The 22,940-nt window shown below is 64.2% G+C and carries 23 protein-coding genes; 2 read left to right on the forward strand and 21 right to left on the reverse strand.

From position 1 onward, the window contains the following. Positions 1–11: 11 nt before the first annotated feature. Entirely contained in the window at positions 12–356 is a 345-nt protein-coding gene (locus LDO29_RS23295) for an RnfH family protein (protein ID WP_224082105.1), read from the reverse strand. Beyond that, the gene (locus LDO29_RS23300; protein WP_224082106.1) at positions 343–780 is read right to left on the reverse strand and encodes a type II toxin-antitoxin system RatA family toxin; all 438 of its coding nucleotides are present in this window, start codon (positions 778–780) and stop codon (positions 343–345) included. The genes LDO29_RS23295 and LDO29_RS23300 overlap by 14 nt, the downstream gene beginning before the upstream one ends. A 200-nt stretch (positions 781–980) precedes the next feature. On the opposite strand from LDO29_RS23300, the gene smpB reads away from it, so the two are divergent. Beyond that, a complete protein-coding gene (smpB, locus tag LDO29_RS23305) occupies positions 981–1,433 on the forward strand; it encodes an SsrA-binding protein SmpB (RefSeq protein WP_224082107.1) in 453 nt (150 codons plus the stop codon). A gap of 120 nt (positions 1,434–1,553) precedes the next feature. Here the strand turns inward: smpB and LDO29_RS23310 are convergent, their stop codons facing one another. The 3 genes from LDO29_RS23310 to ppsA all read right to left on the reverse strand — a co-directional run bounded on the left by LDO29_RS23310 (position 1,554) and on the right by ppsA (position 5,530). Further along, positions 1,554–2,483 (reverse strand): SPFH domain-containing protein, encoded by a 930-nt coding sequence (locus tag LDO29_RS23310; protein WP_224082108.1) that lies wholly within the window; start codon positions 2,481–2,483, stop codon positions 1,554–1,556. Positions 2,484–2,545: 62 nt separating this feature from the next. Continuing rightward, positions 2,546–2,971, reverse strand: a complete 426-nt coding sequence (locus LDO29_RS23315) for an NfeD family protein (RefSeq protein WP_224082109.1) — start codon at positions 2,969–2,971, stop codon at positions 2,546–2,548. 174 nt (positions 2,972–3,145) lie between these two features. Further along, positions 3,146–5,530, reverse strand: a complete 2,385-nt coding sequence (gene ppsA, locus LDO29_RS23320) for a phosphoenolpyruvate synthase (protein WP_224082110.1) — start codon at positions 5,528–5,530, stop codon at positions 3,146–3,148. Between the two features lie 277 nt (positions 5,531–5,807). Here ppsA and ppsR point away from each other — a divergent pair, with 277 nt between their 5' ends. Beyond that, positions 5,808–6,713 carry a posphoenolpyruvate synthetase regulatory kinase/phosphorylase PpsR gene (ppsR, locus tag LDO29_RS23325; protein WP_224082111.1) on the forward strand — a complete coding sequence of 302 codons (906 nt, stop codon included), beginning with the start codon at positions 5,808–5,810 and terminating at the stop codon, positions 6,711–6,713. A 13-nt stretch (positions 6,714–6,726) separates the two neighbouring features. Here the strand turns inward: ppsR and LDO29_RS23330 are convergent, their stop codons facing one another. The 16 genes from LDO29_RS23330 to rpsB all read right to left on the reverse strand — a co-directional run bounded on the left by LDO29_RS23330 (position 6,727) and on the right by rpsB (position 22,889). Then, positions 6,727–7,512 (reverse strand): TrmH family RNA methyltransferase, encoded by a 786-nt coding sequence (locus tag LDO29_RS23330; protein ID WP_224082112.1) that lies wholly within the window; start codon positions 7,510–7,512, stop codon positions 6,727–6,729. A 29-nt stretch (positions 7,513–7,541) separates the two neighbouring features. Continuing rightward, on the reverse strand, positions 7,542–8,198 hold the full coding sequence (gene rnhB, locus LDO29_RS23335; RefSeq protein ID WP_224082113.1) for a ribonuclease HII: 657 nt from the start codon (positions 8,196–8,198) through the stop codon (positions 7,542–7,544). Beyond that, positions 8,198–9,331, reverse strand: a complete 1,134-nt coding sequence (gene lpxB / locus LDO29_RS23340; protein ID WP_396022710.1) for a lipid-A-disaccharide synthase — start codon at positions 9,329–9,331, stop codon at positions 8,198–8,200. Before lpxB ends, rnhB begins: the two co-directional genes overlap by 1 nt. Positions 9,332–9,419: 88 nt before the next feature. Further along, positions 9,420–10,223 carry an acyl-ACP--UDP-N-acetylglucosamine O-acyltransferase gene (gene lpxA, locus LDO29_RS23345; RefSeq protein ID WP_224082114.1) on the reverse strand — a complete coding sequence of 268 codons (804 nt, stop codon included), beginning with the start codon at positions 10,221–10,223 and terminating at the stop codon, positions 9,420–9,422. A 103-nt stretch (positions 10,224–10,326) separates the two neighbouring features. After that, positions 10,327–10,779 carry a 3-hydroxyacyl-ACP dehydratase FabZ gene (fabZ, locus tag LDO29_RS23350; protein ID WP_224082115.1) on the reverse strand — a complete coding sequence of 151 codons (453 nt, stop codon included), beginning with the start codon at positions 10,777–10,779 and terminating at the stop codon, positions 10,327–10,329. Positions 10,780–10,789: 10 nt separating this feature from the next. Beyond that, positions 10,790–11,878 carry a UDP-3-O-(3-hydroxymyristoyl)glucosamine N-acyltransferase gene (gene lpxD / locus LDO29_RS23355; protein ID WP_224082116.1) on the reverse strand — a complete coding sequence of 363 codons (1,089 nt, stop codon included), beginning with the start codon at positions 11,876–11,878 and terminating at the stop codon, positions 10,790–10,792. 34 nt (positions 11,879–11,912) lie between these two features. Beyond that, positions 11,913–12,440 (reverse strand): OmpH family outer membrane protein, encoded by a 528-nt coding sequence (locus LDO29_RS23360; protein WP_224082117.1) that lies wholly within the window; start codon positions 12,438–12,440, stop codon positions 11,913–11,915. Positions 12,441–12,461: 21 nt separating this feature from the next. Further along, positions 12,462–14,816, reverse strand: a complete 2,355-nt coding sequence (gene bamA / locus LDO29_RS23365) for an outer membrane protein assembly factor BamA (RefSeq protein ID WP_224082118.1) — start codon at positions 14,814–14,816, stop codon at positions 12,462–12,464. 99 nt (positions 14,817–14,915) lie between these two features. Then, entirely contained in the window at positions 14,916–16,307 is a 1,392-nt protein-coding gene (gene rseP / locus LDO29_RS23370; RefSeq protein WP_224082119.1) for an RIP metalloprotease RseP, read from the reverse strand. Between the two features lie 120 nt (positions 16,308–16,427). Beyond that, positions 16,428–17,615 carry a 1-deoxy-D-xylulose-5-phosphate reductoisomerase gene (gene ispC, locus LDO29_RS23375; protein WP_224082120.1) on the reverse strand — a complete coding sequence of 396 codons (1,188 nt, stop codon included), beginning with the start codon at positions 17,613–17,615 and terminating at the stop codon, positions 16,428–16,430. Positions 17,616–17,632: 17 nt separating this feature from the next. After that, the gene (locus LDO29_RS23380; RefSeq protein ID WP_224082121.1) at positions 17,633–18,454 is read right to left on the reverse strand and encodes a phosphatidate cytidylyltransferase; all 822 of its coding nucleotides are present in this window, start codon (positions 18,452–18,454) and stop codon (positions 17,633–17,635) included. Between the two features lie 39 nt (positions 18,455–18,493). Further along, complete coding sequence (gene uppS / locus LDO29_RS23385) at positions 18,494–19,264, reverse strand: polyprenyl diphosphate synthase (RefSeq protein WP_224082168.1); 771 nt, start codon at positions 19,262–19,264, stop codon at positions 18,494–18,496. 47 nt (positions 19,265–19,311) lie between these two features. Then, positions 19,312–19,872 (reverse strand): ribosome recycling factor, encoded by a 561-nt coding sequence (frr, locus tag LDO29_RS23390; RefSeq protein ID WP_224082122.1) that lies wholly within the window; start codon positions 19,870–19,872, stop codon positions 19,312–19,314. Between the two features lie 108 nt (positions 19,873–19,980). Continuing rightward, a complete protein-coding gene (pyrH, locus tag LDO29_RS23395) occupies positions 19,981–20,691 on the reverse strand; it encodes a UMP kinase (protein ID WP_061958363.1) in 711 nt (236 codons plus the stop codon). A 279-nt stretch (positions 20,692–20,970) separates the two neighbouring features. Continuing rightward, positions 20,971–21,849, reverse strand: coding sequence for a translation elongation factor Ts (tsf, locus tag LDO29_RS23400; RefSeq protein WP_224082123.1), 879 nt, complete (start codon positions 21,847–21,849; stop codon positions 20,971–20,973). Between the two features lie 296 nt (positions 21,850–22,145). After that, positions 22,146–22,889 (reverse strand): 30S ribosomal protein S2, encoded by a 744-nt coding sequence (gene rpsB, locus LDO29_RS23405; protein WP_224082124.1) that lies wholly within the window; start codon positions 22,887–22,889, stop codon positions 22,146–22,148. Positions 22,890–22,940: the final 51 nt, after the last annotated feature.

Consider the following 22,940-nt stretch of genomic DNA (forward strand, 5'->3'; position numbering starts at 1 on the left):
GCGCCCCGGATTCAGCCGCCGCGCAACCACTTCTGCCCCTCGCGCGTGCCGCTCTCGCGCGTTTTCTGCACGCGCCGGCGCCGGGCCAGTTTCGGATCAGCGGTCAGGGGCCGATAGACTTCCACGCGGTCGCCTGCACGCACGACGGTATCGGGTGTCTTGAGCTTGCCGTAAATGCCGACCCGCATGGTCGAGGGATCGACTTCCGGACAGGCCTGCTGCAGTCCGGAGCCGACGATGGCCGCGGCAATCGTGGTGCCCACCGGCACGTCGAGTTCCTTCAGGAACACCGAATCCGGCCTGGCGTAGCACACCGAGATGCGCACCGTACCCGGTGCGGCCTCAGCTTGCGCCATAGACCACCTCCGCGCGCTTGACGAAGGCATCCACGAAGGTATTGGCGATGATGCTAAATACCGGGCCGATGATCTTTTCCAGCAGCAGGCTGGAGAACTCGTAGTGCAGGTGGAATTCGATCTTGCAGGCGTCCTCGCGTAGCGGCGTGAAGCGCCAGGAGCCATTGAAGGTCTTGAACGGACCGTCGGCAAAGGTCATGTCGATGCGGGTTGGCCGCTCCTGCGTGTTGCGCGTGTGGAAGAACTGCTGGATGCCCTTGAACTGGATGTGGATCTTGGCGTCCAGCGTGGCCTCGGTCTGCTCGAACACCTCCACGCCGCCGCACCACGGGAGGAACTTGGGGTAGTCCTCCACGCGCGTGACCAGGTCGTACATCTGCGCGGCCGAATAGCCGAGCAGCACGGATTTATGGACGTCTGCCATGAATGGGAAAATCAGGCATCCGGCCATACCGCACTGCAATATCGCGCCAGTCGGACCTGGCGCGCCGCGGGCATGGACCGGTACCGGGGCTGGTTTGCTAAAATCCGGATTTTAGCCGACGCAGGCCTCCGCGGCATCCCCGCCGCAGAACGGGCCACTGCCGGCAAGACATTCCACTTACGAATCCCTTACCCGCACGCATGACCATCGCAGATAACAAGAAGGCCTTTTTCGACTACTTCATTGAAGAGCGATACGAGGCCGGCATCGTGCTGGAAGGCTGGGAAGTCAAGGCGATCCGCGCGGGCCGCGTGCAGATCAAGGAAGGCTACGTGGTCGTGCGCGATGCCGAGATGTACCTGATCGGCGCCCACATCAGCCCGCTGCAGAGCGCCTCCACCCACGTGACGCCCGACCCGGTGCGCACGCGCAAGCTGCTGCTCAAGGCCGACGAAATCAAGAAGCTGATCGGCAAGGTCGAGCAGCGCGGCTATACGCTGGTGCCGCTGAACCTGCACTACACGCGCGGCCGCGTGAAATGCGAGATCGGCCTCGCCAAGGGCAAGAAGCTCTTCGACAAGCGCGAAACCGAGAAGCAGCGCGACTGGCAGCGCGAGAAATCGCGCATCATGAAGGGCGGCGGCAAGGAATAAGAGCCTTTGCGTCGTTCCCGCGAAAGCGGGAACCCAGTGGCTTTGAAAGGCACTGGATTCCCGCCCACGTGCCCTTTGGGTATGCGCGGGAATGACGGTCGGTCAGTGCGGACCGTGCCCTCAGCTGGCCTTCTGCCCTTTCACGATCTGCAGCGCGGAGGCAATCATGCTGCTCATCTCACCAAGGTTGCCCGGCACGATCAGCGTATTGCCCTGCTTGGCAAGGTTGCCGAAGGCCGTGACGTATTCCTCGGCCACCTTGAGGTTCACGGCTTCCATGCCGCCTTCCACACGAATGGCCTGACCAATTTTCTGGATCGCCTGCGCATTGGCCTCGGCCACCGCCAGGATGGCCGCCGCCTCGCCCTGCGCCTTGTTGATGGCGGCCTGCCTCTCGCCTTCGGATTTCTGGATGGCCGCTTCGCGCGCGCCGGCAGCGAGGTTGATCTGCTCCTGGCGCTTGCCCTCGGACGCGGCGATCAACGCCCGCTTCTCACGCTCTGCCGTGATCTGCGCCTGCATGGCGTGCAGGATTTCCTTGGGCGGCGTCAGGTCCTTGATCTCGTAGCGCAGCACCTTCACGCCCCAGTTGGCAGCGGCCTCGTCCAGCGCGTTGACCACGCTGTGGTTGATGAACTCGCGCTCCTCGAAAGTCTTGTCGAGTTCCAGCTTGCCGATGACCGAGCGTAACGTGGTCTGCGACAGCTGCGTGATCGCCACCACGAAGTTGCTCGATCCATACGAAGCCTTCATGGGGTCCGTGACCTGGAAGTACAGCACGCCATCGACCTGAAGCTGCGTATTGTCCTTCGTGATGCAGACCTGGCTGGGCACGTCGAGCGGGATTTCCTTCAGGATGTGCTTGTAGGCGACGCGGTCGATGAACGGCACCACGATCGATAGCCCCGGTGTCAGCGTCGCGTGATAGCGCCCCAGGCGCTCGAGCACCCAGGCATGCTGCTGGGGCACGATCTTGATGCCCTTCGCAATCAGCACGATCGCGGCAATCAGGATGATCAGCGGCAACAGGCCAAGCTGAAAGACTTCCATGTAAGACCCTCCGGACAATGGACAGCGTCGCCGCACCAGCGCGGCACAAGAGAAAAGGGGAATCAGCGCGGCGATACGATCAACGTCGCGCCTCGCACCTCGACGATGCGGAAGCGGCCCGGTGCGGGCTCGGCGCCCGGCACCAACTCGACAGTCCAGTCAGCGCCGCGGTACGGCACGCGGGCGCGCCGGTAGACATCCCACGCGGGCACTTCGAGTTCCTGGCCGATGTCGAGGTTCACGCCCGGATCGGCAGCGGCGTTCCCGCGCCGCTGCCTGCCGAAGCGCGAGCGGCGCAATACCGCAATACCGATGACGGCCACCACGGCGGCCACCAGCGTCTGCGCCGGCGGCGCCAGCCCGGACAGCGCCGCCAAACCACCCGCGGCGAGCCCGAGCGCGACCATCAGCAGATAGAACGTACCGGTAGCCAGCTCCGCGATCACCAGCGCGACCACGGCCACGAACCACATGTAGTGCGAAGCCATCCGTCCCCTTCCCGCCCGGGCAGCCGGGCATCCGTCATCCAATGCAGAAGGCAAAGAAAAACCCCCGCAACGCCAGCGGCGCCTGCGGGGGCCTTTGTTCACACCTGCCGCAGGGCCGGTGCTACCCGGCACACAACGGCGCCGGCAGTTCTCGTTATTGTGACGCCAAATGCATCAGGACGCCAGCTGTTGCCAGGTTTCCACCACGGAATCCGGGTTCAGCGAGATCGACTGGATGCCTTCCTTGGCCAGCCAGACAGCGAAATCCGGATGGTCCGAAGGGCCCTGGCCGCAGATGCCGACGTACTTGCCGAGGCGGTTGGCCGTGGAAATCGCGCGCGACAGCATGAAACGCACGGCAGGATCGCGCTCGTCGAAGTCCTTGGCCAGCAGCTCCATGCCGGAGTCGCGGTCCAGGCCCAGCGTGAGCTGGGTCAGGTCGTTCGAGCCGATCGAGAAACCGTCGAAGTACTGCAGGAATTCCTCGGCCAGGATGGCGTTGGACGGCACTTCGCACATCATGATGATGCGCAGGCCGTTCTCGCCGCGCTTCAGGCCGTGCTTGGCCAGCAGCTCGACGACCTTCTCGGCCTGGCCCAGGGTCCGCACGAACGGCACCATGATCTCGACGTTGGTCAGGCCCATTTCGTCGCGCACGCGCTTCATGGCCAGGCATTCCATCTCGAACGCCTCGGCGAAGTCCTCGGCAATGTAGCGCGAGGCACCGCGGAAGCCCAGCATCGGGTTTTCCTCATCCGGCTCGTAGCGCGAACCGCCGATCAGCTTCTTGTACTCGTTCGACTTGAAGTCCGACAGGCGCACGATCACGGGCTTCGGATAGAAGGCCGCGCCGATCGTGGCAATGCCTTCGGCCAGCTTGTCGACGTAGAACGCGCGCGGGCTAGCGTGGCCGCGGGCCACGCTCTCCACGGCCTTCTTCAGGTCGGCATCGACCTGCGGATAGTCGAGGATAGCCTTCGGGTGTACGCCGATGTTGTTGTTGATGATGAATTCCAGGCGGGCCAGCCCCACGCCCTGGTTCGGGATCTGCGCAAAGTCGAACGCCAGCTGCGGGTTGCCGACGTTCATCATCAGCTTGACGTCGATCTCGGGCATCTCGCCGCGCTGGACTTCGGTAACTTCCGTTTCCAGCAGGCCGTCGTAGATGCGGCCTTCGTCGCCCTCGGCGCACGACACGGTCACCAGGGTGCCATCCTTCAGGATGTCGGTCGCATCGCCGCAGCCGACCACGGCCGGTACGCCCAGTTCACGCGCAATGATGGCTGCGTGGCAGGTACGGCCGCCGCGGTTGGTGACGATCGCCGAGGCGCGCTTCATCACCGGCTCCCAGTTCGGGTCGGTCATGTCGGCCACCAGCACGTCGCCGGGCTGCACGCGTTCCATTTCGGACGGGTCGTTGATGACGCGCACCGGGCCGGTACCGATCTTCTGGCCAATGGCGCGGCCGCTGGTCAGCACGGGAGCGGTGCCCTTCAGCTTGAAGCGCTGCTCGGCCTTGCCGGCCGACTGGCTCTTCACGGTTTCCGGGCGGGCCTGCAGGATGTAGATCTTGCCGTCCTTGCCGTCCTTGCCCCACTCGATGTCCATCGGGCGGCCATAGTGCTTCTCGATGATCATGGCGTACTTGGCCAGTTCCGACACGTCTGCATCGGTGATCGAGTAGCGGTTACGGAGTTCGGCGGGAACGTCCACCGTCTTCACACGGCCGGCTTCACCCGGCTTGGTGAATTCCATCTTGATCAGCTTGGAGCCGATCGAGCGGCGGATGATCGGGTACTTGCCGGCTTGCAGCGTCGGCTTGAAGACGTAGAACTCGTCCGGGTTCACGGCGCCCTGCACCACCGTCTCGCCCAGGCCGTAGCTGGAGGTGATGAAGACCACGTCCGGGAAGCCCGACTCGGTGTCGATGGTGAACATCACGCCCGAGGCAGCCAGGTCCGAGCGGACCATGCGCTGCACGCCGGCCGACAGGGCCACCACGTCATGGGCGAAGCCCTTGTGCACGCGGTAGGAAATGGCGCGGTCGTTGTACAGCGATGCGAACACGTGCTTGATCTTGTCCAGCACGTCGTCGATGCCGCTGACGTTCAGGTAGGACTCCTGCTGGCCCGCGAACGAAGCGTCCGGCAGGTCTTCCGCGGTAGCGGAAGAACGCACGGCGAAAGATGCCTCCGCGCCTTCGCGTTCGGCGGCGCGTGCGTAGAACTCGCGGATTTCCTGTTCCAGGCGCGGCTGGAACGGCGCCTCGACGACCCAGCGGCGGATCTCGGCGCCGGCTTCGGCCAGGGCCTTGACGTCATCGACGTCCAGGCTCTTCAGGCGGTCGGAAATACGGTTGGTCAGGTCGTTGTGGGCGAGGAAATCGCGGAATGCCAGTGCGGTGGTGGCGAAACCACCGGGGACGCGGACGCCGGCTTCGGCCAGCTGGGAGATCATCTCGCCCAGCGACGAATTCTTGCCGCCGACCGTTTCCACATCCGACATGCGCAACTGCTCGAACGGCTGCACGTAGGCGCCGTTATTTGCCTGGTTAGTCATGAAAGCCTCAAAACAAAGTAAGAAATCTGGCGCGGGTGTCCGGTATGTTCTTGGTGTTCTGTTCCCGGAACGATCGCTTGGCTAAACAACCCCGGAGATCTCAGGGGAATTGCGTTTTGTGGCTCTCATCTCGCAGCGCACATTGTCAACAATTCCAGCCGGGATGGCCGCACCGGCAAAGGCTCACCGGAATTGCTTAGCGAAAAGATCGCCGCTATTCTACCGTGCTGTGCCGCACTTTTCTGCGGAAGATTAAATCTATTTACTCTGCTCGCCCATGTCTGAGCCAGTCGCGCCGGACGGCGCCCAACCGGCCACCGCCGGTGCCACGCCGCAGTCTCCCCAACCTGCCGCGGGCGACCGCCCCGCCACCCGAACCGTATTCATCGTCTCGGACGGCACCGGCATTACCGCCGAAACCTTCAGCCATTCGATCCTGGCACAGTTCGAGATGCGCTTCCGCAAGGTGCGCATGCCATTTGTCGACACCCCGGAAAAGGCACATATCGCCGTCGGCAAGATCAATGAGGCATTCCAGACCGAAGGGGTGCCGCCCATCGTCTTCACCACCCTGGTCAACCAGGAAGCGAACAAGGCACTGCGCCGCGCCAAGGCGATGATCCTGGACATGTTCCAGACCTTCATCGAACCGCTCGAAAAGGAACTCGGGCTGAAATCGACGCACGCCATCGGCCGCTTCCACCAGAATGCGGATACCGAGGCGTACAAGAACCGCATCGAGGCCATCAACTTCTCGCTGGCGCATGATGACGGCCAGTCACACAAGAACCTCGAGGAAGCCGATGTGATCCTGGTGGGCGTATCGCGCAGCGGCAAGACACCGACCAGTCTCTACCTGGCCATGCAGTACGGCCTGAAAGCGGCGAACTATCCGCTGATCCCGGACGATTTCGAGCGCGGCAAGCTGCCCAAGGCCCTGTACCACTACAAGAACAAGATCTTCGGGCTGTCCATCGATCCGCAGCGCCTCACGGAAATCCGCAACGAGCGCCGCCCCGGCAGCAAGTACGCCGCGCTGGAAAACTGCCGTTACGAGGTCAACGAGGCCGAGGCCATGATGCGCCGGGAAGGCATCAAGTGGCTGTCTTCGACGCACAAGTCGATCGAGGAAATCGCCACGACCATCCTGCAGGAAATCAAGGTCGACCGCGACAACTACTGAACGCTGAACGGCGCTACCGAGCCGTGCGCCGCTGTCGCACTGCCTCGAACAGGCAGATCGCGGTGGCAGCGGCCACGTTCAGCGATTCCAGGCCGCCCGGCTGCGGAATGCCAACGGTGCGCGTGACGCGCTCCATCCATGCCGCGCTGACGCCGGCGCCTTCGTTGCCGACAATCCATGCCACCGGCCCGCGCAGGTCGGTATCGAACACCGCCGCGTCGGCATGCGATGACGTCGCCAGCAGCGGTACCGCCAGCCGTGGCGCCAGCATGTCGATAGTGCAGTGCTCGACAATGTTCAGGTGGAAATTGGCACCCATGCCTGCACGCAGCGTCTTGATCGACCACGCAAACGCGCAGCCGGTACCCAGGAAGGCGTGACGGATGCCCGCCGCCGCGGCGCTGCGCAGGATCGACCCGACATTGCCGGCATCCTGCAGGCCATCAAGGATGATGCAGTCTTCCTCGATACGCGCCGGCAAGTGCCCCGACGGCGTCTCGATCACCAGCATCAGGTCGATGCCGTTGGCCACGCCACTGATCTGCGTGAACAGCGCATCGGCGAGCACCACGATCCGCTGGCTGTCCATTTGCGCCAGCAGAGGCGCCACTTCGGCATGGTCGTAGTGCCGCTCCGACACCAAGCAGCTGACCGGCTGCCCCAGCGCCGCGATATAGGCCTGCGCGAGGTGCACACCATCCAGCAGCGACTGCCCCGCCTTGCGGCGCTGATGCGTCGACGTGGCCAGGGCCTTGAGATGTTTGAACAGCGCGTTGTCGCGCGATGTAACGTGCTTCACAGGTGTAATTCTCGATTCGCGCGCCGCGCTCAGAAGGCCACCGGGCCGCGGGCCAGCGCCTCGCGCACGGGTGCGAAGGAACGCCGATGGTGCGGCGTGGCGCCGAACTGCGCGAGGGCCGCAAGATGCTGTGGTGTCGGATAGCCCGCGTGAGCGTCGAAGCCGTACTGCGGATAGGCATCGTGCAAGACCAGCAGCTCACGGTCCCGTGCCACCTTCGCCAGGATGGACGCTGCCGAGATTGCCTTGACCAGCGCATCGCCCTTGACCACCGCCTCGACCGGGAACGGCACCTGCGGGCAGCGGTTGCCGTCCACCTGGACCAGATCTGGCGTGACGCCTTTTGCGGCCAGCCCTTGCACCGCGCGTTGCATCGCAAGCATGGTGGCATGGAGGATATTCAGCGTATCGATCTCCTCCACGGTGGCGAAGGCGATATGCCAGCCCAGGGCGCGCTCGCAGATCTTGTCGTAAAGGTCTTCGCGCTTGCTGGCGCTGAGAACCTTCGAATCCGCAAGCCCGCGAATCATCGGCTTGCCCGGATCGAGCACCACCGCGGCGGCGTACACCGGCCCGGCCAGCGGCCCCCGGCCGGCCTCGTCCACACCGCACAGGAGCTGAACGCTTGCCGCGACCGGCGCAAGGTCGAGCCCCATCTGCGGCGACGGCAACTTGCGGCGAACCATCAGAGCAGCCCCCTCGCGCGCACCAGGTCGATGACCACATCGGCGGCAATCTGCGCCGTATTGCACTTGAGCGTTTCGTGCATCCGCGTGAAGTGTTCGTACAGGAAGGCGATATTGCCCTGGTCATTGAGCTGCAGCAGCGTCTCGCGCGCCAGCGCTTCCGGCGTGGCATCGTCCTGCAGCAACTCGGGCACGACGAAGCGCCCTGACAGAATATTAGGCAAGCCCACGTATGGCAGGTAGCCCTGCCGCTTCATGATCTGCGCGGTGAGCCACGGCACCTTGTACGAGATCACCATGGGCTTCTTGTAGAGCGCCGCTTCCAGCGTCGCGGTGCCGCTGGCCAGCAGTACCACGTCGGCCGCCTCCATTGCCTGGTGTGACTTGCCGTCGACAATGGTCAGGCGGAGCTCGGGGTACTGCTGGTGCAGGCTTTCCACGATGGCGCGCAACGGGGCGCTCGCGGCGGGGAGCACAAACGCCAGGTTCGGGTCCATGCGCTGCATCTGCGCCATGGCGGCGAAGAACGTCGCGCCAAGATTGCGCACCTCGGACTGCCGGCTGCCCGGCAGCACCGCCACCACGCGGTGGCCGGCAGGCAAGCCCAGCGCCGCGCGCGCGCCTGCGACATCGGGCACCATCGGAATCACGTCGGCCAGCGGATGGCCGACATAGGTGGCCGGGATGCCAGCCTTGGCATAGATCTCGGGCTCGAACGGAAACAGGCAGAGGATGTGGTCGACCGCGCGCGCGATGGTGCGGATGCGGCCGCCTCGCCAGGCCCAGATCGAAGGACTGACGAAATGGACCACCGGAATCCCGGCGCGCCGCAACGGCACCTCCAGCCCGAAATTGAAGTCCGGCGCATCTACGCCGATGAAACACATCGGCGGATTCGCCAGCAGCGAATCACGGATGGCGCGGCGCGTTGCCAGGATCTCGCGCAGCGAGCCCAGGACTTCGACGTACCCGTTGACCGACAGCGTCTCCATCGGCCAGTGCGAGACAAATCCCTCCGCCATCATGCGCTTGCCGCCAATGCCGGCATAGCTGACCGTATCGCCCAGGCGAGCCTTGAGCCCGCCCAGCATCAGCGATGCCAGCAGGTCGCCGGAAGCTTCGCCGGCCACCATGGCAATCGTGCCACGCTGGCTGGCATTGGTTCCGGTACCGGCAGGCAGCGTACCCCGAATCGCGGCGTCGACCATGTCCAGGCCAGTCTCAGCGTACGATGCCGCGCTGGGTAGCGGCAATGAAGTCGAGGAACGCACGCAGCGGCTCAGCGGCACTCGCATCGGCCTGCGTCAGCAGATCGCCGATTTCCTTGCGCGCGTCGTCGAAGCTGAGATCCGACTTGTACAGCAGCTTGTAAGCCTGTCGCAGCACGGCAATCTGCCCGGCGTCGAAGCCGCGGCGGCGCAAGCCCTCCACGTTGACACCATGCGGCGTGGCCTTGTTGCCGTTCTTGTCACTGGCCGCGATCACGAACGGCGGCACGTCCTGCACCAGGGCCGACGCACCGCCCAGCATGGCATGCGCGCCGATGCGCACGAACTGATGCACGCCGCTCATGCCGCCGAGGATGGCCCAGTCGCCCACTTCCACGTGTCCGGCGATCTGCGCATTGCTGGAGAACACCGTGTTGTTACCCACCGTGCAGTCATGCGCGATGTGTACGTAGGCCATGATCCAGTTGTCGCTGCCGATCGTGGTCACGCCGCGGTCCTGCACCGTGCCGGTATGGATCGTGGTGAATTCGCGGATGGTGTTGCGGTCGCCGATGTCGAGCCGCGTCGGCTCGTTGCGGTATTTCATGTCCTGCGGCACGCCGCCCACCGACGCATAAGGGCCGATATTGTTGCCCTCGCCGATCGTGGTATAGCCTTCAACCGTGGAATGCGCGCCGATATGGGTGCCGCTGCCAATCCGCACATTCGGGCCGACAATGGAAAACGGGCCAACGGTCACGTCGGCCGCTAGTTCTGCTTTCGGGTCGACCAGTGCGGTGGGATGGATTTGCGTCATACGTCCTGTCCTGTTGGTCTGGTGTCTGGGGGGCTGAACCGCCCGGCCCTGGCGTGGCGGTATGAGGCCGCCATGCCCGCAGCGCTGCCGCGGGCGGGCGGACTCAGGCGTCAGCCTGCTTGACGGTGCACATCAGCTCCGCCTCGCATGCCACCTTCTCGTCCACCGTGGCGAACGCCTTGAACTTCCAGATGCCGCGGATGTAGCGCTCCACGGTCACGTTCATGTGCAACTGGTCGCCCGGGTAGACGACCTGCTTGAAACGCGCGCCGTCGATGCCGACGAAGTAGTACAGCGCGCCTTCCTTGCGCTCCAGGTCGGCACCAAATGTCAGCAGGCCGGCCGACTGCGCCAGCGCTTCCAGGATCATCACGCCGGGCATCACCGGCTGCTCGGGAAAATGCCCCTGGAAGAACGGTTCGTTCATGGTGACGTTCTTCAGCGTCTTGATCCTCTGCTGCGGTTCGAACTCCAGCACGCGGTCCACCAGCAGCATCGGGTAGCGATGCGGCAACAGCTTGAGGATCTGGCGGATGTCGATTTGGGCGGCGGTCATGATGTTTCTCTTAGTCTTGTGAGGTTTGGGTCCCGGCGGGCTGACCGCGCAGGCGGCGCTCCAGTTGCATGACGCGTTCACGCAGCTTGGTCAGGCCACGCACGATGGCAGCGTTGCGCTCCCATTCGCCGTGCGGCAGGAACGGGAACACGCTGGTGAAATGGCCACCGGGCTTGGTAATGGATTTGGTGATCGAGGTCCCGCCGGACACCGTGGTGCGATCGGCAATGGTCAGGTGCCCCGCGAAGTTCGCGGCGCCGCCGATCACGCAGAACCGTCCGATGCGCGTGCTGCCCGAGACCGCGGCACAGCCCGCAATCACCGTATGGGCACCGACCCGCACGTTGTGTGCGATCTGTACCTGGTTGTCGATCTTGCAGCCGTCTTCAACCACGGTGTCTGCCATCGCACCACGATCGATGGCGGTATTGGCGCCGACTTCGACATCGTTGCCGAGCACGGCCCGGCCGGTCTGCGGAATCTTCACGTACTCGACGCCGGCGGGGCCGATGTCCGGCGCAAAACCGAACCCGTCCGCACCGATCACGACCCCGCTGTGCAGGATCGCCCGCGCGCCGACCACGCAATGGTGGTAGACCGACACGTTGGCGTAGATCAGCGAGTCGTCGCCAATCTGTGCATTCGCGCCAACAAAGCTGTTGGCCAGGATGCGCACACGCTCGCCAATGCGCGCGCCGGACTCGATGACCACGTTCGGGCCGACAAAGCACGAAGCCGGAATCGTGACATCCGGGGCAACGCTGGCCCGCGGGTCGATGCCTGTGCGCGCGTCGCGGCTGGCCTTGTCAAAGCGCTGCGCAATCCGTGCGAAGCAGACATATGGATTGCGTGCCACCAGCCAGTTGCGGCCGTCGGCCTGCCCTTCGGCGCGGATGCGCTCCAGGTCGGCCGCGGACACGATCACCGCGCTTGCCTTGGAAGACAGCGCCTGCGAAAGGTAGAGCGGATTGGAGAGAAACGAGAGTTCGCCGGGACCGGCCTGGTCCAGCGGGGCCAGGCCCGTGATCGCGAGGTTGGGATCACCCACAACCTGCGCGCCGTTCTCGGTGGCGAGCTGCCCCAGTGTGGGTGTCTGCATGGCGGTACTTCCTGAAAAAAGAACGGCCAGCGGCTTACTTGCCACCAGCGTTCAGCGCCTTCATCACATCGTCGGTGATGTCGATGCGCGGGTTCACGTACACCGCTTCCTGCACGATCAGGTCGTACTTGCGCTGTTCGGCAAGCTGACGGATCACGCGATTGGCGCGCTCGAGCACCTGCGCCAGTTCCTCATTGCGGCGCTGGTTCAGGTCCTCTCGGAATTCGCGTTGCTTGCGCTGGAACTCGCGGTCCAGGTCGGCCACTTCACGCTGGCGGCGCTGGCGGTCCGAATCGGCCAGGACGGCCGTGTCCTTGTCCAGCTTGTCGGCCATGGCCTTGATCTTCTGGGCCATGTCCTGCAGCTCGCGGTCGCGCTTGGAGAACTCCTGCTCCAGCTTGACCTGTGCCTGCTTGGCGGGCTGCGAATCACGCAGGATGCGCTCGGAATTCACGGCGGCAATGCGGGCTTCCTGGGCCATTGCGGGAGCCGCTGCGCACAGCGCTGCGGCAGCCACGGCGGCGGCGCTCAGGGATTTGACCAATTTGGATTTTGTATTCATGAAACGGATCCTTTTACAGAATCAGAACGCAGTGCCGATCTGGAACTGGAAGCGCTGAACCTTGTCGGTATCGTCCTTCTTCAGCGGGAAGCCCATGCTGATCTTCAGCGGGCCGATCGGCGACAGCCACGACATACCGAAACCAGTGGAGTACTTCAACTCGCTGAACGACAGCGGCGCGCCTTCCTGGTACACGTTACCGAAGTCGAAGAAGGTGAACAGGCGCAACGTGCGGTCCACGCCCGAACCCGGCAGCGGGAAGATGAATTCGACGTTACCGATCATCTTGGACGCACCGCCCACAGGGTTGCCGTTCTGGTCCTTCGGACCCAGCGTGCTGGTCTGGTAGCCGCGCACCGAGCCGATACCACCGGCATAGAAGTACTTGTACACCGGGAACGGCGTGTTGCCATAGCCATGGCCATAGGCAACTTCGCCGTTAAGGGCCAGCGTGAAGGCCTTCGACAGCGGATAGAAATACTGCTGCTGGACGCTGGCACGGTAGTACTGCACGTCCCCGCCGGGGATGCCTACTTCCAGGTTGGCCTGGGTGTAGGGGCCCTTGGTCGGAACCAGCGCCGAGTCGCGGCGGTCGCGTGCCCAGCCGATCGTGAACGGGAAGTTGTTGATCGGCGAAGCCGTACCCACGGTCTGGCCAGGCGACATCTTGCCGATGTCCTGCAGGAACTTCACGTACTGGCTCGGCGTGTTCGGCGAGACCGAGATACGAGTCCATTCGTAGCCGATGCCGAAGAACACGGTATCGACTTCCGAGAACGGCACGCCGAACTTGAAGCCGCCGCCGGCCGTTTCGATCTTGTAGTCCTGGTCGCCGGTGTAGTACAGCGGGCGGGACGTACGGTAGTAGACGTCGGTCGAGCGGCTGATCCCGTCCACCGTGAAGTACGGGTCGTACTGCGTCAGCGCAATGGTACGGAACGACTTGGCGGTGTTCACGTCCAGGCCCAGGCTGGTACCGGAACCGAACACGTTGTCCTGGCGCAGGCCTGCCTGCAGCACCAGCTTGTCCGTGGACGAGAAGCCCACGCCCAGGCTGATCTGGCCGGTCGGCTTTTCGGTCACATTGACGTTCACATCGACCTGGTCGGGCGCGCCCGGCACGTCCTCGGTGGTAATGTTGGTGTCGGTGAAATAGCCCGTGCGGTTGATACGCGCCTGCGACTGCTGCAGCTTTTCGCTGTCGAACCAGGAGCTTTCCATCTGGCGCATTTCACGGCGCACTACTTCGTCGCGGGTCTTGCTGTTGCCGACCACATTGACGCGGCGCACGTACACGCGCCTGCCCGGGTCGACCATCAGCGTCAGCGCGACTTCACGCTTTTCCTGATCGATCTGCGGCTGCGGGTTGATCGTGGTGAACGCGTAGCCATAAGTGCCCAGCAGGTCGGTAATGGACTTGGTACTTGCCGTCAGCTTCTCGGACGAGAAAATATCGCCCTTCTTCAGCTGCAGCAGCTTTTCCATTTCCTCCTGCTTGCCGAGCAGTTCGCCGGCCAGGCGGATATCGGACACCTTGTACTGCTCGCCTTCCTTGATGTTCAGCGTCAGGTAGATGTCCTTCTTGTCCGGCGTGATCGAAACCTGAGTCGACTCGATCGCAAATTCCAGGTAGCCACGGTTCAGGTAATACGAACGCAGCGCTTCCAGGTCAGCCGTGAGCTTCTGCTTGGAATAGAGGTCGTTCTTGGTGTACCAGGACAGCCAGTTCGGTGTGGAAAGCTGCATCTCGTCGCGCAGCGTGCTTTCCTTGAATGCCTTGTTGCCGACGATATTGATCTGCTTGATCTTCGCGACCGGGCCTTCTTCCACGTTGAACACCACTGACACGCGGTTGCGGTCGACCGGCGTCACCGTGGTCTGCACGTCGGCCGCGTAATAGCCGCGGGCCACGTACTGGCGCTTGAGTTCCTGTTCGGCCTTGTCGATCAGGGCCTTGTCGTAGTAACGCGCTTCGGCAACGCCCACCGCGCGCAGCGAGCGGCGCAGCGTGTCCTTGTCGAATTCCTTGATGCCGACGAATTCGAGCTGCGAAATGGCGGGGCGCTCTTCCACCTGCACGACCAGCACGCCGTCTTCGGCGCGGATCTGCACGTCCTTGAAGAAACCGGTGTTGTACAGCGCGCGGATGGCGTCGGCGCCTTTGTCGTCGGTGAACGTCTCGCCGACGCGGACAGGAAGGTAGCCAAAGACCGTACCGGGTTCCACGCGTTGCAGGCCCTCAACGCGGATGTCCTTGACGACAAACGGATCGGCGGCCCAGCCCGCCGGGCTCCAGGCTGCAATAACGGCACTCGCGAGCAAGCCCAGCGAGACGCGCTTATGTCTGATCAATCTTGATCCCCTCTTTGATTCCATCCAGGATTGCGCTCCGATGCTTCGTGGGGCTGCGCCTGCCAATAGCGTCCCGGGCGACGGTGTCGGCAACACGATCGCCCTGTTTGCCGTTACCTGTTTCTAGCCATTGGCCAGGAACATCCGGCTGACGTCATTGAACAAAGCGAGCGAAGTCAGGAGCAAGATGCAGGCGATGCCTACCTTCTGCAGCATTGCCTGCCAGTGGTCTGGGACGGGCCTGCCGGTCAAAAATTCCACGCAATAATACAGCAAATGCCCCCCATCCAGAACCGGAATAGGTAACAAATTCAGCACGCCGAGGCTAACGCTGACCAACGCCAGGAAGCTGATGAAGGCCTGCAATCCCAGATGCGCGGCACGTCCGGCATAGTCGGCCACGGTCAGCGGACCGCTCAGGTTCTGCAACGAAGCCTGCCCGATCAGCATCTTGCCGAGCAGCTTGAGCGACAGCACGCTTGTGTTCCAGACCTGCCCCACGGCGCGGCCCAGGGCCTGCGCCGGCGCATAGCGCACGGTCTCCATCTCCACCGCCTGGCTGAGTGCCGCGCCCAGCTTGCCGGTCACCGCCGTCCCGGGGGCATCGCCCTCGCGGGGCTTCGCGCTGTCGAGCGTTACCGGGATATCCAGTCGCTGGCCGCGGCGCTCGATGCCCAGCGCCACGCGCTGCCCCGGCTGCGCACGCACCGCCTTGATCAGTTCGGCAGCCTGCGTGAGCGGCTTGCCCTGCCATGCCACCACCCGATCGCCCGGTTTCAGGCCCGCACGTTCCGCTGCGGAACCGGGCAGAACCTCGGTGATCGTCACAGGGCCGCCCTTCAGCGAAAGGCCGAGCATGGCCAGCGGATCCTGCTCCGGATTGCTCCCGGTGCTGGGCAGCCGCGCCAGCGCCAGGTCGCGCTCGCCGCCGTCGGTACCGCGCACCCGCAGCACGGCGCGGGCGTCACCGAAGCCTTCGGCGAATACCGCCATGCGCAACTCGTTCCAGGAACGCACGGCCTCTTCCCGGCCGTTGGCCCGCAATGACAACACCCGGTCGCCTTCGCGCACGCCGGCCTGGGCGGCCATGGTGCCGGCAGCAGGTGCCGCGAGGATCGGCGCCGGCTCGCGCATCCCGCCGGTAAAGAGGCCGAAGTACAGCACGATCGCCAGCGCAAAATTGGCCAGCGGCCCCGCCGCGACAACGACAAAGCGCTTGCCCACGGGCTGCCGGTTGAAGGCGCGCGGCAACTCGGCCTGGTCGATGGGCGCGTCATGCTCGGGGTCCCGCTCGCGCTCGTCCAGCATCTTGACGTAGCCGCCCAGCGGAATGGCCGCGACGGTCCATTCCGTGCGGTCCCGCCCCTTGGAAGTCCAGCGCAGCAGTGGCCGGCCGAAGCCGATCGAGAACCGCAGCACCTTGACCCCGCACGCGCGTGCGGCAAGGTAGTGGCCCATCTCGTGCACGAAGATCAGCACGCAGAGGGCGACGACAAAGGCGATTACGGTTTGCATGGCAGGGTCGTCAGGAAAATTGGCCGGACTGGCGGTGGCCAGGCCGCACGGCCGGCCGTCCCATCATGGGCGCCAGCCGCCGCGGCACTGCCATTGTCGCAGATGCCACCGGCCGCACCGTCAGCGCAGGACGCTTGTTGTCAGCTCCTGCAGACATGCACGCGCCGACTGTCGCGCCCTCTGGTCGGCATCGAGCACGGTTTCGAGCGAGTCGGCTGCATTATTGGGTGCATTTTCCAGCACATTGCCGACGATCCGCGCGATGTCGGTAAAGCGGATGCCGCCCTGCAGGAATGCCTCAACAGCCACTTCATTGGCAGCGTTCAACACGGCAGGCGCCACGCCGCCTGCGCGCAGCGCGTCGAAGGCCAGCGCCAGGCAGGGAAAGCGCGCCAGGTCGGGCTTCTCGAAATTCAGCGCACCGGCCAGTGCCAGATCCAGCTGCGATACGCCTGCGTCGATCCGCTCCGGGTATGCGAGCCCGTAGGCGATCGGCGTGCGCATGTCCGGATTGCCCAGTTGCGCGAGCACCGAACCGTCCATGTAGGCAACCATCGAATGCACGATGCTCTGCGGATGAATCAGCACTTCGATGTGCTCGGCAGGCGCCTCGAACAGCCAGTGGGCCTCGATGACCTCCAGGCCCTTGTTCATCATGGTCGCTGAGTCTACCGAGATCTTGCGCCCCATGACCCAGTTAGGATGGGCGCAGGCCTGGTCTGGCGTGATGTCGTGCAGCGTAGCCGGATCGCGCGTACGGAACGGACCTCCCGACGCGGTCAGCACGACCTTGGCCACTCCGGCACGATAGCGCTGATCGTTCGCCGGCAGGCACTGGAAGATAGCGTTGTGCTCGCTGTCGATCGGCAGCAGCGTGGCGCCGTGTTCGCGTACCGCATCCATGAAGATACGCCCTGACATGACCAGCGCTTCCTTGTTGGCCAGCAGCACGCGCTTGCCGGCACGCGCGGCAGCCAGGGTCGGGCGCAGCCCCGCCGCGCCGACGATCGCAGCCATGACCGAGTCGGTTTGCGCGTCGCTGGCGACCGACTCCAGAGCGGCCTCGCCATGGCTGACTTCCGTCGTGACACCGGCCGCGCGCAGCAGCGCTTCCAGCTCGCGTGCGGCTTCCGGCGTTCCCACTACGGCGCGGGCGGGCCGGAACTCGATGCAGCTCGCCGCGAGCTTCTGCACCTGCCGGTGCGCAGTCAGGGCATGCACGGCATACCGGTCGGCGTGGCGCCGCACCACATCGAGCGTGCTTTCGCCGATCGAGCCGGTTGCGCCGAGGATGGTAATTCGATGCATATCAGAACAGAACGGCTTCAGAAATAGGTCACCATCAGGGCTGCCAGCGGAAACACCGGCACCAAGGCGTCAATGCGGTCAAGCACGCCGCCATGGCCCGGCAACAGCCGGCTGCTGTCCTTCTTGCCGACCTGCCGCTTGAGCAGCGACTCGAACAGGTCGCCGACAATACTGGCGGCAACCAGCAGCGTGGTCAACAGCGCCACCAACACCAGGCCGCCGCGGTCGGCCATGACCGAGAACCAGGTCGGCGCAAACGCATGCGTAGCCGCCAGCCCCAGGCCAATCAGCATCGCCAGCAGCCAGCCGCCGATGGCGCCCTCCCAGGACTTGCCCGGACTGATGGACGGAGCGAGCTTGCGCCGGCCGATTGCCTTGCCGACGAAATAGGCGCCGATGTCGGCCGCCCACACCAGCACGGCCGCCGTCAGCAACACGCCGATGCCGGCGCCGCGCAGGATCATCGTGGCGTGCCCGAATGCAGGCAGCATGATCAGGCCGAGGATGGCGCCCAGCACGGTGAACCCCGGCGTCGCCGTCCGCACGCCGCGCGCGAGGAGCACCAGCGCCACGCCCCAGCAGACCACGGCTGCCTGCAGCAGCCAGGTCAGGCCGTGGCGGGCCGGCAGGTCATGCCAGGCGATCAACGCGATCAGGCAGGCCACCGCATAGACGTACGGCCAGACGCCGCCCAGCCCGATGAGCCGCCCGAATTCCCAGCCGCCGAGCAGCACGATCACGGCGATGAGCCCGGCCAGCGCCGCGGGCGGTGCCAGGAACAGGATCGGCAGAATCAGCAGCAACAGGCACAGGGCGGTGATGACGCGGGTGAGAAGCATGCGCTGCTAGTCCCGTGGAAAGGTGGATTGGCCCGACACTCAGGCAGTGCCGGACAGCCCCGGCGCAACCAGCTGGGCGCTGGTGCGGCCAAAGCGGCGTTCGCGCTGGCGGTACGAGGCAAAGGCCTTGTCCAGCTCGGCGGCATCGAAATCCGGCCAGAAGACGTCGGTGAAGTACAGCTCCGAATACGCCAGCTGCCACAACAGGAAATTGCTGATGCGCTGCTCGCCCCCGGTCCGGATGAACAGGTCCGGCTCCGGCGCGTAGGACATGGCCAGGTGCGGCGCCAGCACCGATTCGTCGATCGACTCGGGGTCGAGCATCGGCGAGCGGGCCAGCATCTTGCGCATGGCCTGCAGCAGGTCCCATCGGCCGCCGTAATTTGCGGCGATGGTCACTGTCATGCCAGTGTTGCCCGCCGTGCGCGCTTCGGCGTCCTTGATCAACTGCTGGATGCGCGGGCTGAAGCGGCCCAGGTCGCCCACCACGCGCAGGCGGATACTGTTCGCGTGCATCTTGACCACTTCGCGGCGCAGAGCGGTCATGAACAGGCGCATCAGGAACGATACTTCGTCCGCGGGACGGCGCCAGTTCTCGGAGCTGAACGCAAACAGCGTCAGGAACTGCACGCCGCGCGCGGCGCTGGCCTCCACCACGGCACGCACGGCGTCCAGCCCGCGGCTGTGACCGGCCACGCGCGGCAGATGGCGCTGCGTCGCCCAGCGGCCGTTGCCATCCATGATGATGGCAACATGGCGGGGCACATAGGCGGTGTCGGGGACGGCGAGCGTAGAACTGATGTGCTGCATGATGGCAGACGACACTGAAGGTTCCGGCGGCAAGCCGCCGGACGGCCTCAGACCGTCATGATCTCCTTCTCTTTTTCGGCGACCATCTTGTCGATCTCGGCCACGTACTTGTCGGTCAGCTTCTGAACGTCCTCCTGGCCACGGCGCTCGTCGTCCTCGGAGATGGCCTTGTCCTTGACCAGCTTCTTGAACTGCTCGTTGGCGTCGCGGCGCAGGTTGCGCACGGCCACCTTGGCGCCTTCGGCTTCGCTCTTGACAACCTTGGTCAGCTCCTTGCGGCGCTCTTCGGTCAGGGCCGGCATTGGAACGCGAATGACTTCGCCCAGGGTGGCCGGATTCAGGCCCAGGTCGGAGTCGCGGATGGCCTTCTCGACCGCGCCGACCATCTTCTTTTCCCAAGGCTGGACAGTAATGGTACGGGCGTCGCCCAGGCCGATGTTCGCCACCTGGCTGATCGGCACCATCGAACCGTAGTAGTCCACCTGTACGTGGTCGAGCAGGCCGGTGTGGGCACGGCCGGTGCGGACTTTGGCCAGATCGGCCCTGAAGGCCTCGATCGACTTCTGCATCTTCTGCTCGACGCTCTTCTTTGTTTCGGCGACGCTCATGATTACCTCCGGAAATCAGCTACCAGGATCCCGGCATCCCGGGACCGAAAATGAACCATTCTACTCTTTGCCGGACCGCGCACCAGATTCCGCGCCCGGCACCCGCGTTCAGACGTGGACCAGCGTGCCTTCGTCCTCGCCCAGGATCACCCGCTTGAGTGCGCCCGGCTTGACGATCGAGAACACCTTGATCGGCAGCTTCTGGTCGCGGCACAGCGCGAAAGCCGTGGCATCCATGACCTGCAGGTTGCGCGAGATGGCCTCGTCGAACGAGATCGTGGTGTAGCGTGTGGCGCTCGGATCCTTCTTCGGGTCAGCCGTATACACACCGTCCACCTTGGTCGCCTTGAGCACGATCTCGGCGCCGATCTCGGAACCCCGCAGCGCCGCGGCCGTGTCGGTGGTGAAGAACGGGTTGCCGGTACCCGCGGCGAAGATCACAACCTTGCCCTCCTCAAGCTGACGGATGGCGCGGGGACGGATGTAGGGCTCGACCACCTGGTCCATGCGCAGCGCGGACTGGACGCGGCCTTCGATATTGGCGTGGCGCATGGCGTCCTGCAGGGCCAGCGCGTTCATCATGGTGGCCAGCATGCCCATGTAGTCGGCCGTGGCGCGGTCCATGCCGGCGGCACCGCCCGCGACACCGCGGAAGATGTTGCCGCCGCCGATCACCACCGCCACCTGGACGCCGAGCTTCACGATCTCGGCAATGTCATTGACCATCCCTTCGATGGTGGCGCGGTTGATGCCGAAGGCATCATCGCCCATGAGGGCTTCACCGGAGAGTTTCAGTAGGACGCGCTTGTAGGCTGGCATGTTCACCCTCGGACAGGAGCAATTCGCTCGATTTGAGACGAAATTTGAGACGTATTGTTTTGATACACCCATGTGGCCTGGGCCAAGTGGATGCCGGAGATAAGCCGGTTTTCGGGGGCACCCGCGACAGGCGGATGGCCCCGGAAACTGGCTGGCTGTTGCATTGCACACGGCTCACGCCATGTGATCCTACTTAAGCAGAGGGGCACCTTGCGGCGCCCCTTCGGCATTATAGGCGGCGTGCCACCCCCGAAGGGAGGCACCGAACCGCCCCGGACATCAGCCCTTCTGTGCAGCGGCCACCTGGGCGGCCACTTCGGCAGCGAAGTCGTCCTGCTTCTTCTCGATGCCTTCGCCCACGACGTACAGGGTGAAGCCCTTCACGGTCGTGTTGGCAGCCTTGAGCATCTGCTCGACGGTCTGCTTGTCGTTCTTCACGAACGGCTGGTTGAACAGCGACACTTCCTTCAGGTACTTCTGGACCGAACCTTCCACCATCTTGGCGACGATTTCGGCCGGCTTGCCCGACTCGGCAGCCTTCTGCTCGGCGATGCTGCGCTCCTTGGCGATCAGATCCGCGGGAACCTGCTCGGCCGACAGCGACACCGGCTTCATGGCGGCCACGTGCATGGCGACGTCCTTGGCGGCGGCTTCATCGCCGTCGAACTCGACCATCACGCCGATGCGGGTGCCGTGCAGGTACGAAACCAGCTTGCCGCCATTGGCATAGCGGGTGAAGCGGCGGATCGTCAGGTTCTCGCCGATCTTGCCGATCAGGGCGGTGCGGGTGGCTTCCACGCTCACGCCGTCGATTTCCAGCGCCGACAGCGCAGCCACATCAGCCGGATTCTGCTTGGCGATCAGCTCGGCGACCGTGGCCGAGAAAGCCAGGAAGTCGTCGTTCTTGGAGACGAAATCGGTCTCGCAGTTCAATTCGACCAGGACACCGGTGGTGCCATCGATGAACGAGGCAACCACGCCTTCCGCGGTCACGCGCGATGCGGCCTTGCTGGCCTTGTTGCCCAGCTTGACGCGCAGCAGTTCTTCAGCCTTGTTCAGGTCGCCGTCGGCCTCGGTCAGGGCCTTCTTGCATTCCATCATCGGCGCGTCGGTCTTCGCGCGCAGTTCAGCCACCATGCTTGCGGTAATTGCCGCCATTTGTCACTCCTTGAATGGTTCGCGCCGGGTGCCCCAGTTTCCTGTCTGGCAACCGGCCGGGGGGTGTACAGCCTCACCCGCGGCAGAGCTTGCCTGCGGCGGATGACAACAATCCAGATACTGCAAATTCAAAAAAAGGGGGCGCCGGATGTGCCCCCTTTTTCTTTCCGACTTGCCGAGGCCGGCATTCGCCGGCTCCGCGCAACGCCCCGCACCTTTTGTCAGGTCCGGTGGCCGATGCCTTGTGATCGTTCCGTGGCGATGCGCGTGATCGGGGTCCTCTCGGCAGCCGGCAATCAGCCTTCCTGCACTTCGACGAAATCGTCACCGCCGCGAGCGGCTTCGACGACTTCCTGCACGGCGTTGGCACGGCCTTCCAGGATCGCGTCAGCCACGCCGCGCACGTACAGGGCCACGGCCTTGGACGAGTCGTCGTTGCCCGGGATCACATAGTCGATGCCTTCCGGCGAGTGGTTGGTATCGACCACACCGATCACGGGAATGCCCAGCTTGTTGGCTTCGGTCACGGCGATCTTGTGGTAGCCGACGTCCACCACGAAGATGGCGTCAGGAATGCCGCCCATTTCCTTGATGCCGCCGATCGATTTTTCCAGCTTGAGCATCTCGCGCTCGAACATCAGCGCTTCCTTCTTGCTCATGGTTTCCAGCGCGCCGGCTTCCTTGGCGGCTTCCATGTCCTTCAGGCGCTTGATCGAAGTCTTGACCGTCTTGAAGTTGGTCAGCATGCCGCCGAGCCAGCGGGCGTCGACGTACGGCATGCCGGCACGGCCAGCTTCTTCAGCCAGGATTTCGCGCGACTGGCGCTTGGTGCCCACAAACATGATGGTGCCGCGATTGGCAGCCAGCTGACGCACGTACTTCAGCGCGTCCTGGAACATCGGCAACGTCTTTTCGAGGTTGATGATGTGGATCTTGTTGCGATGGCCGAAGATGAAGGGGGCCATCTTCGGGTTCCAGAAGCGGGTCTGGTGGCCGAAGTGGCAACCGGCTTCCAGCATTTCGCGCATGGTAACGGACATGTAATTCTCCAATAGGGTTGGGTCTGAAGTCCGCCCCGACATTCCTGAAGA

It is taken from the genome of Cupriavidus laharis (assembly GCF_914271435.1).
Classification (GTDB): domain Bacteria; phylum Pseudomonadota; class Gammaproteobacteria; order Burkholderiales; family Burkholderiaceae; genus Cupriavidus; species Cupriavidus laharis.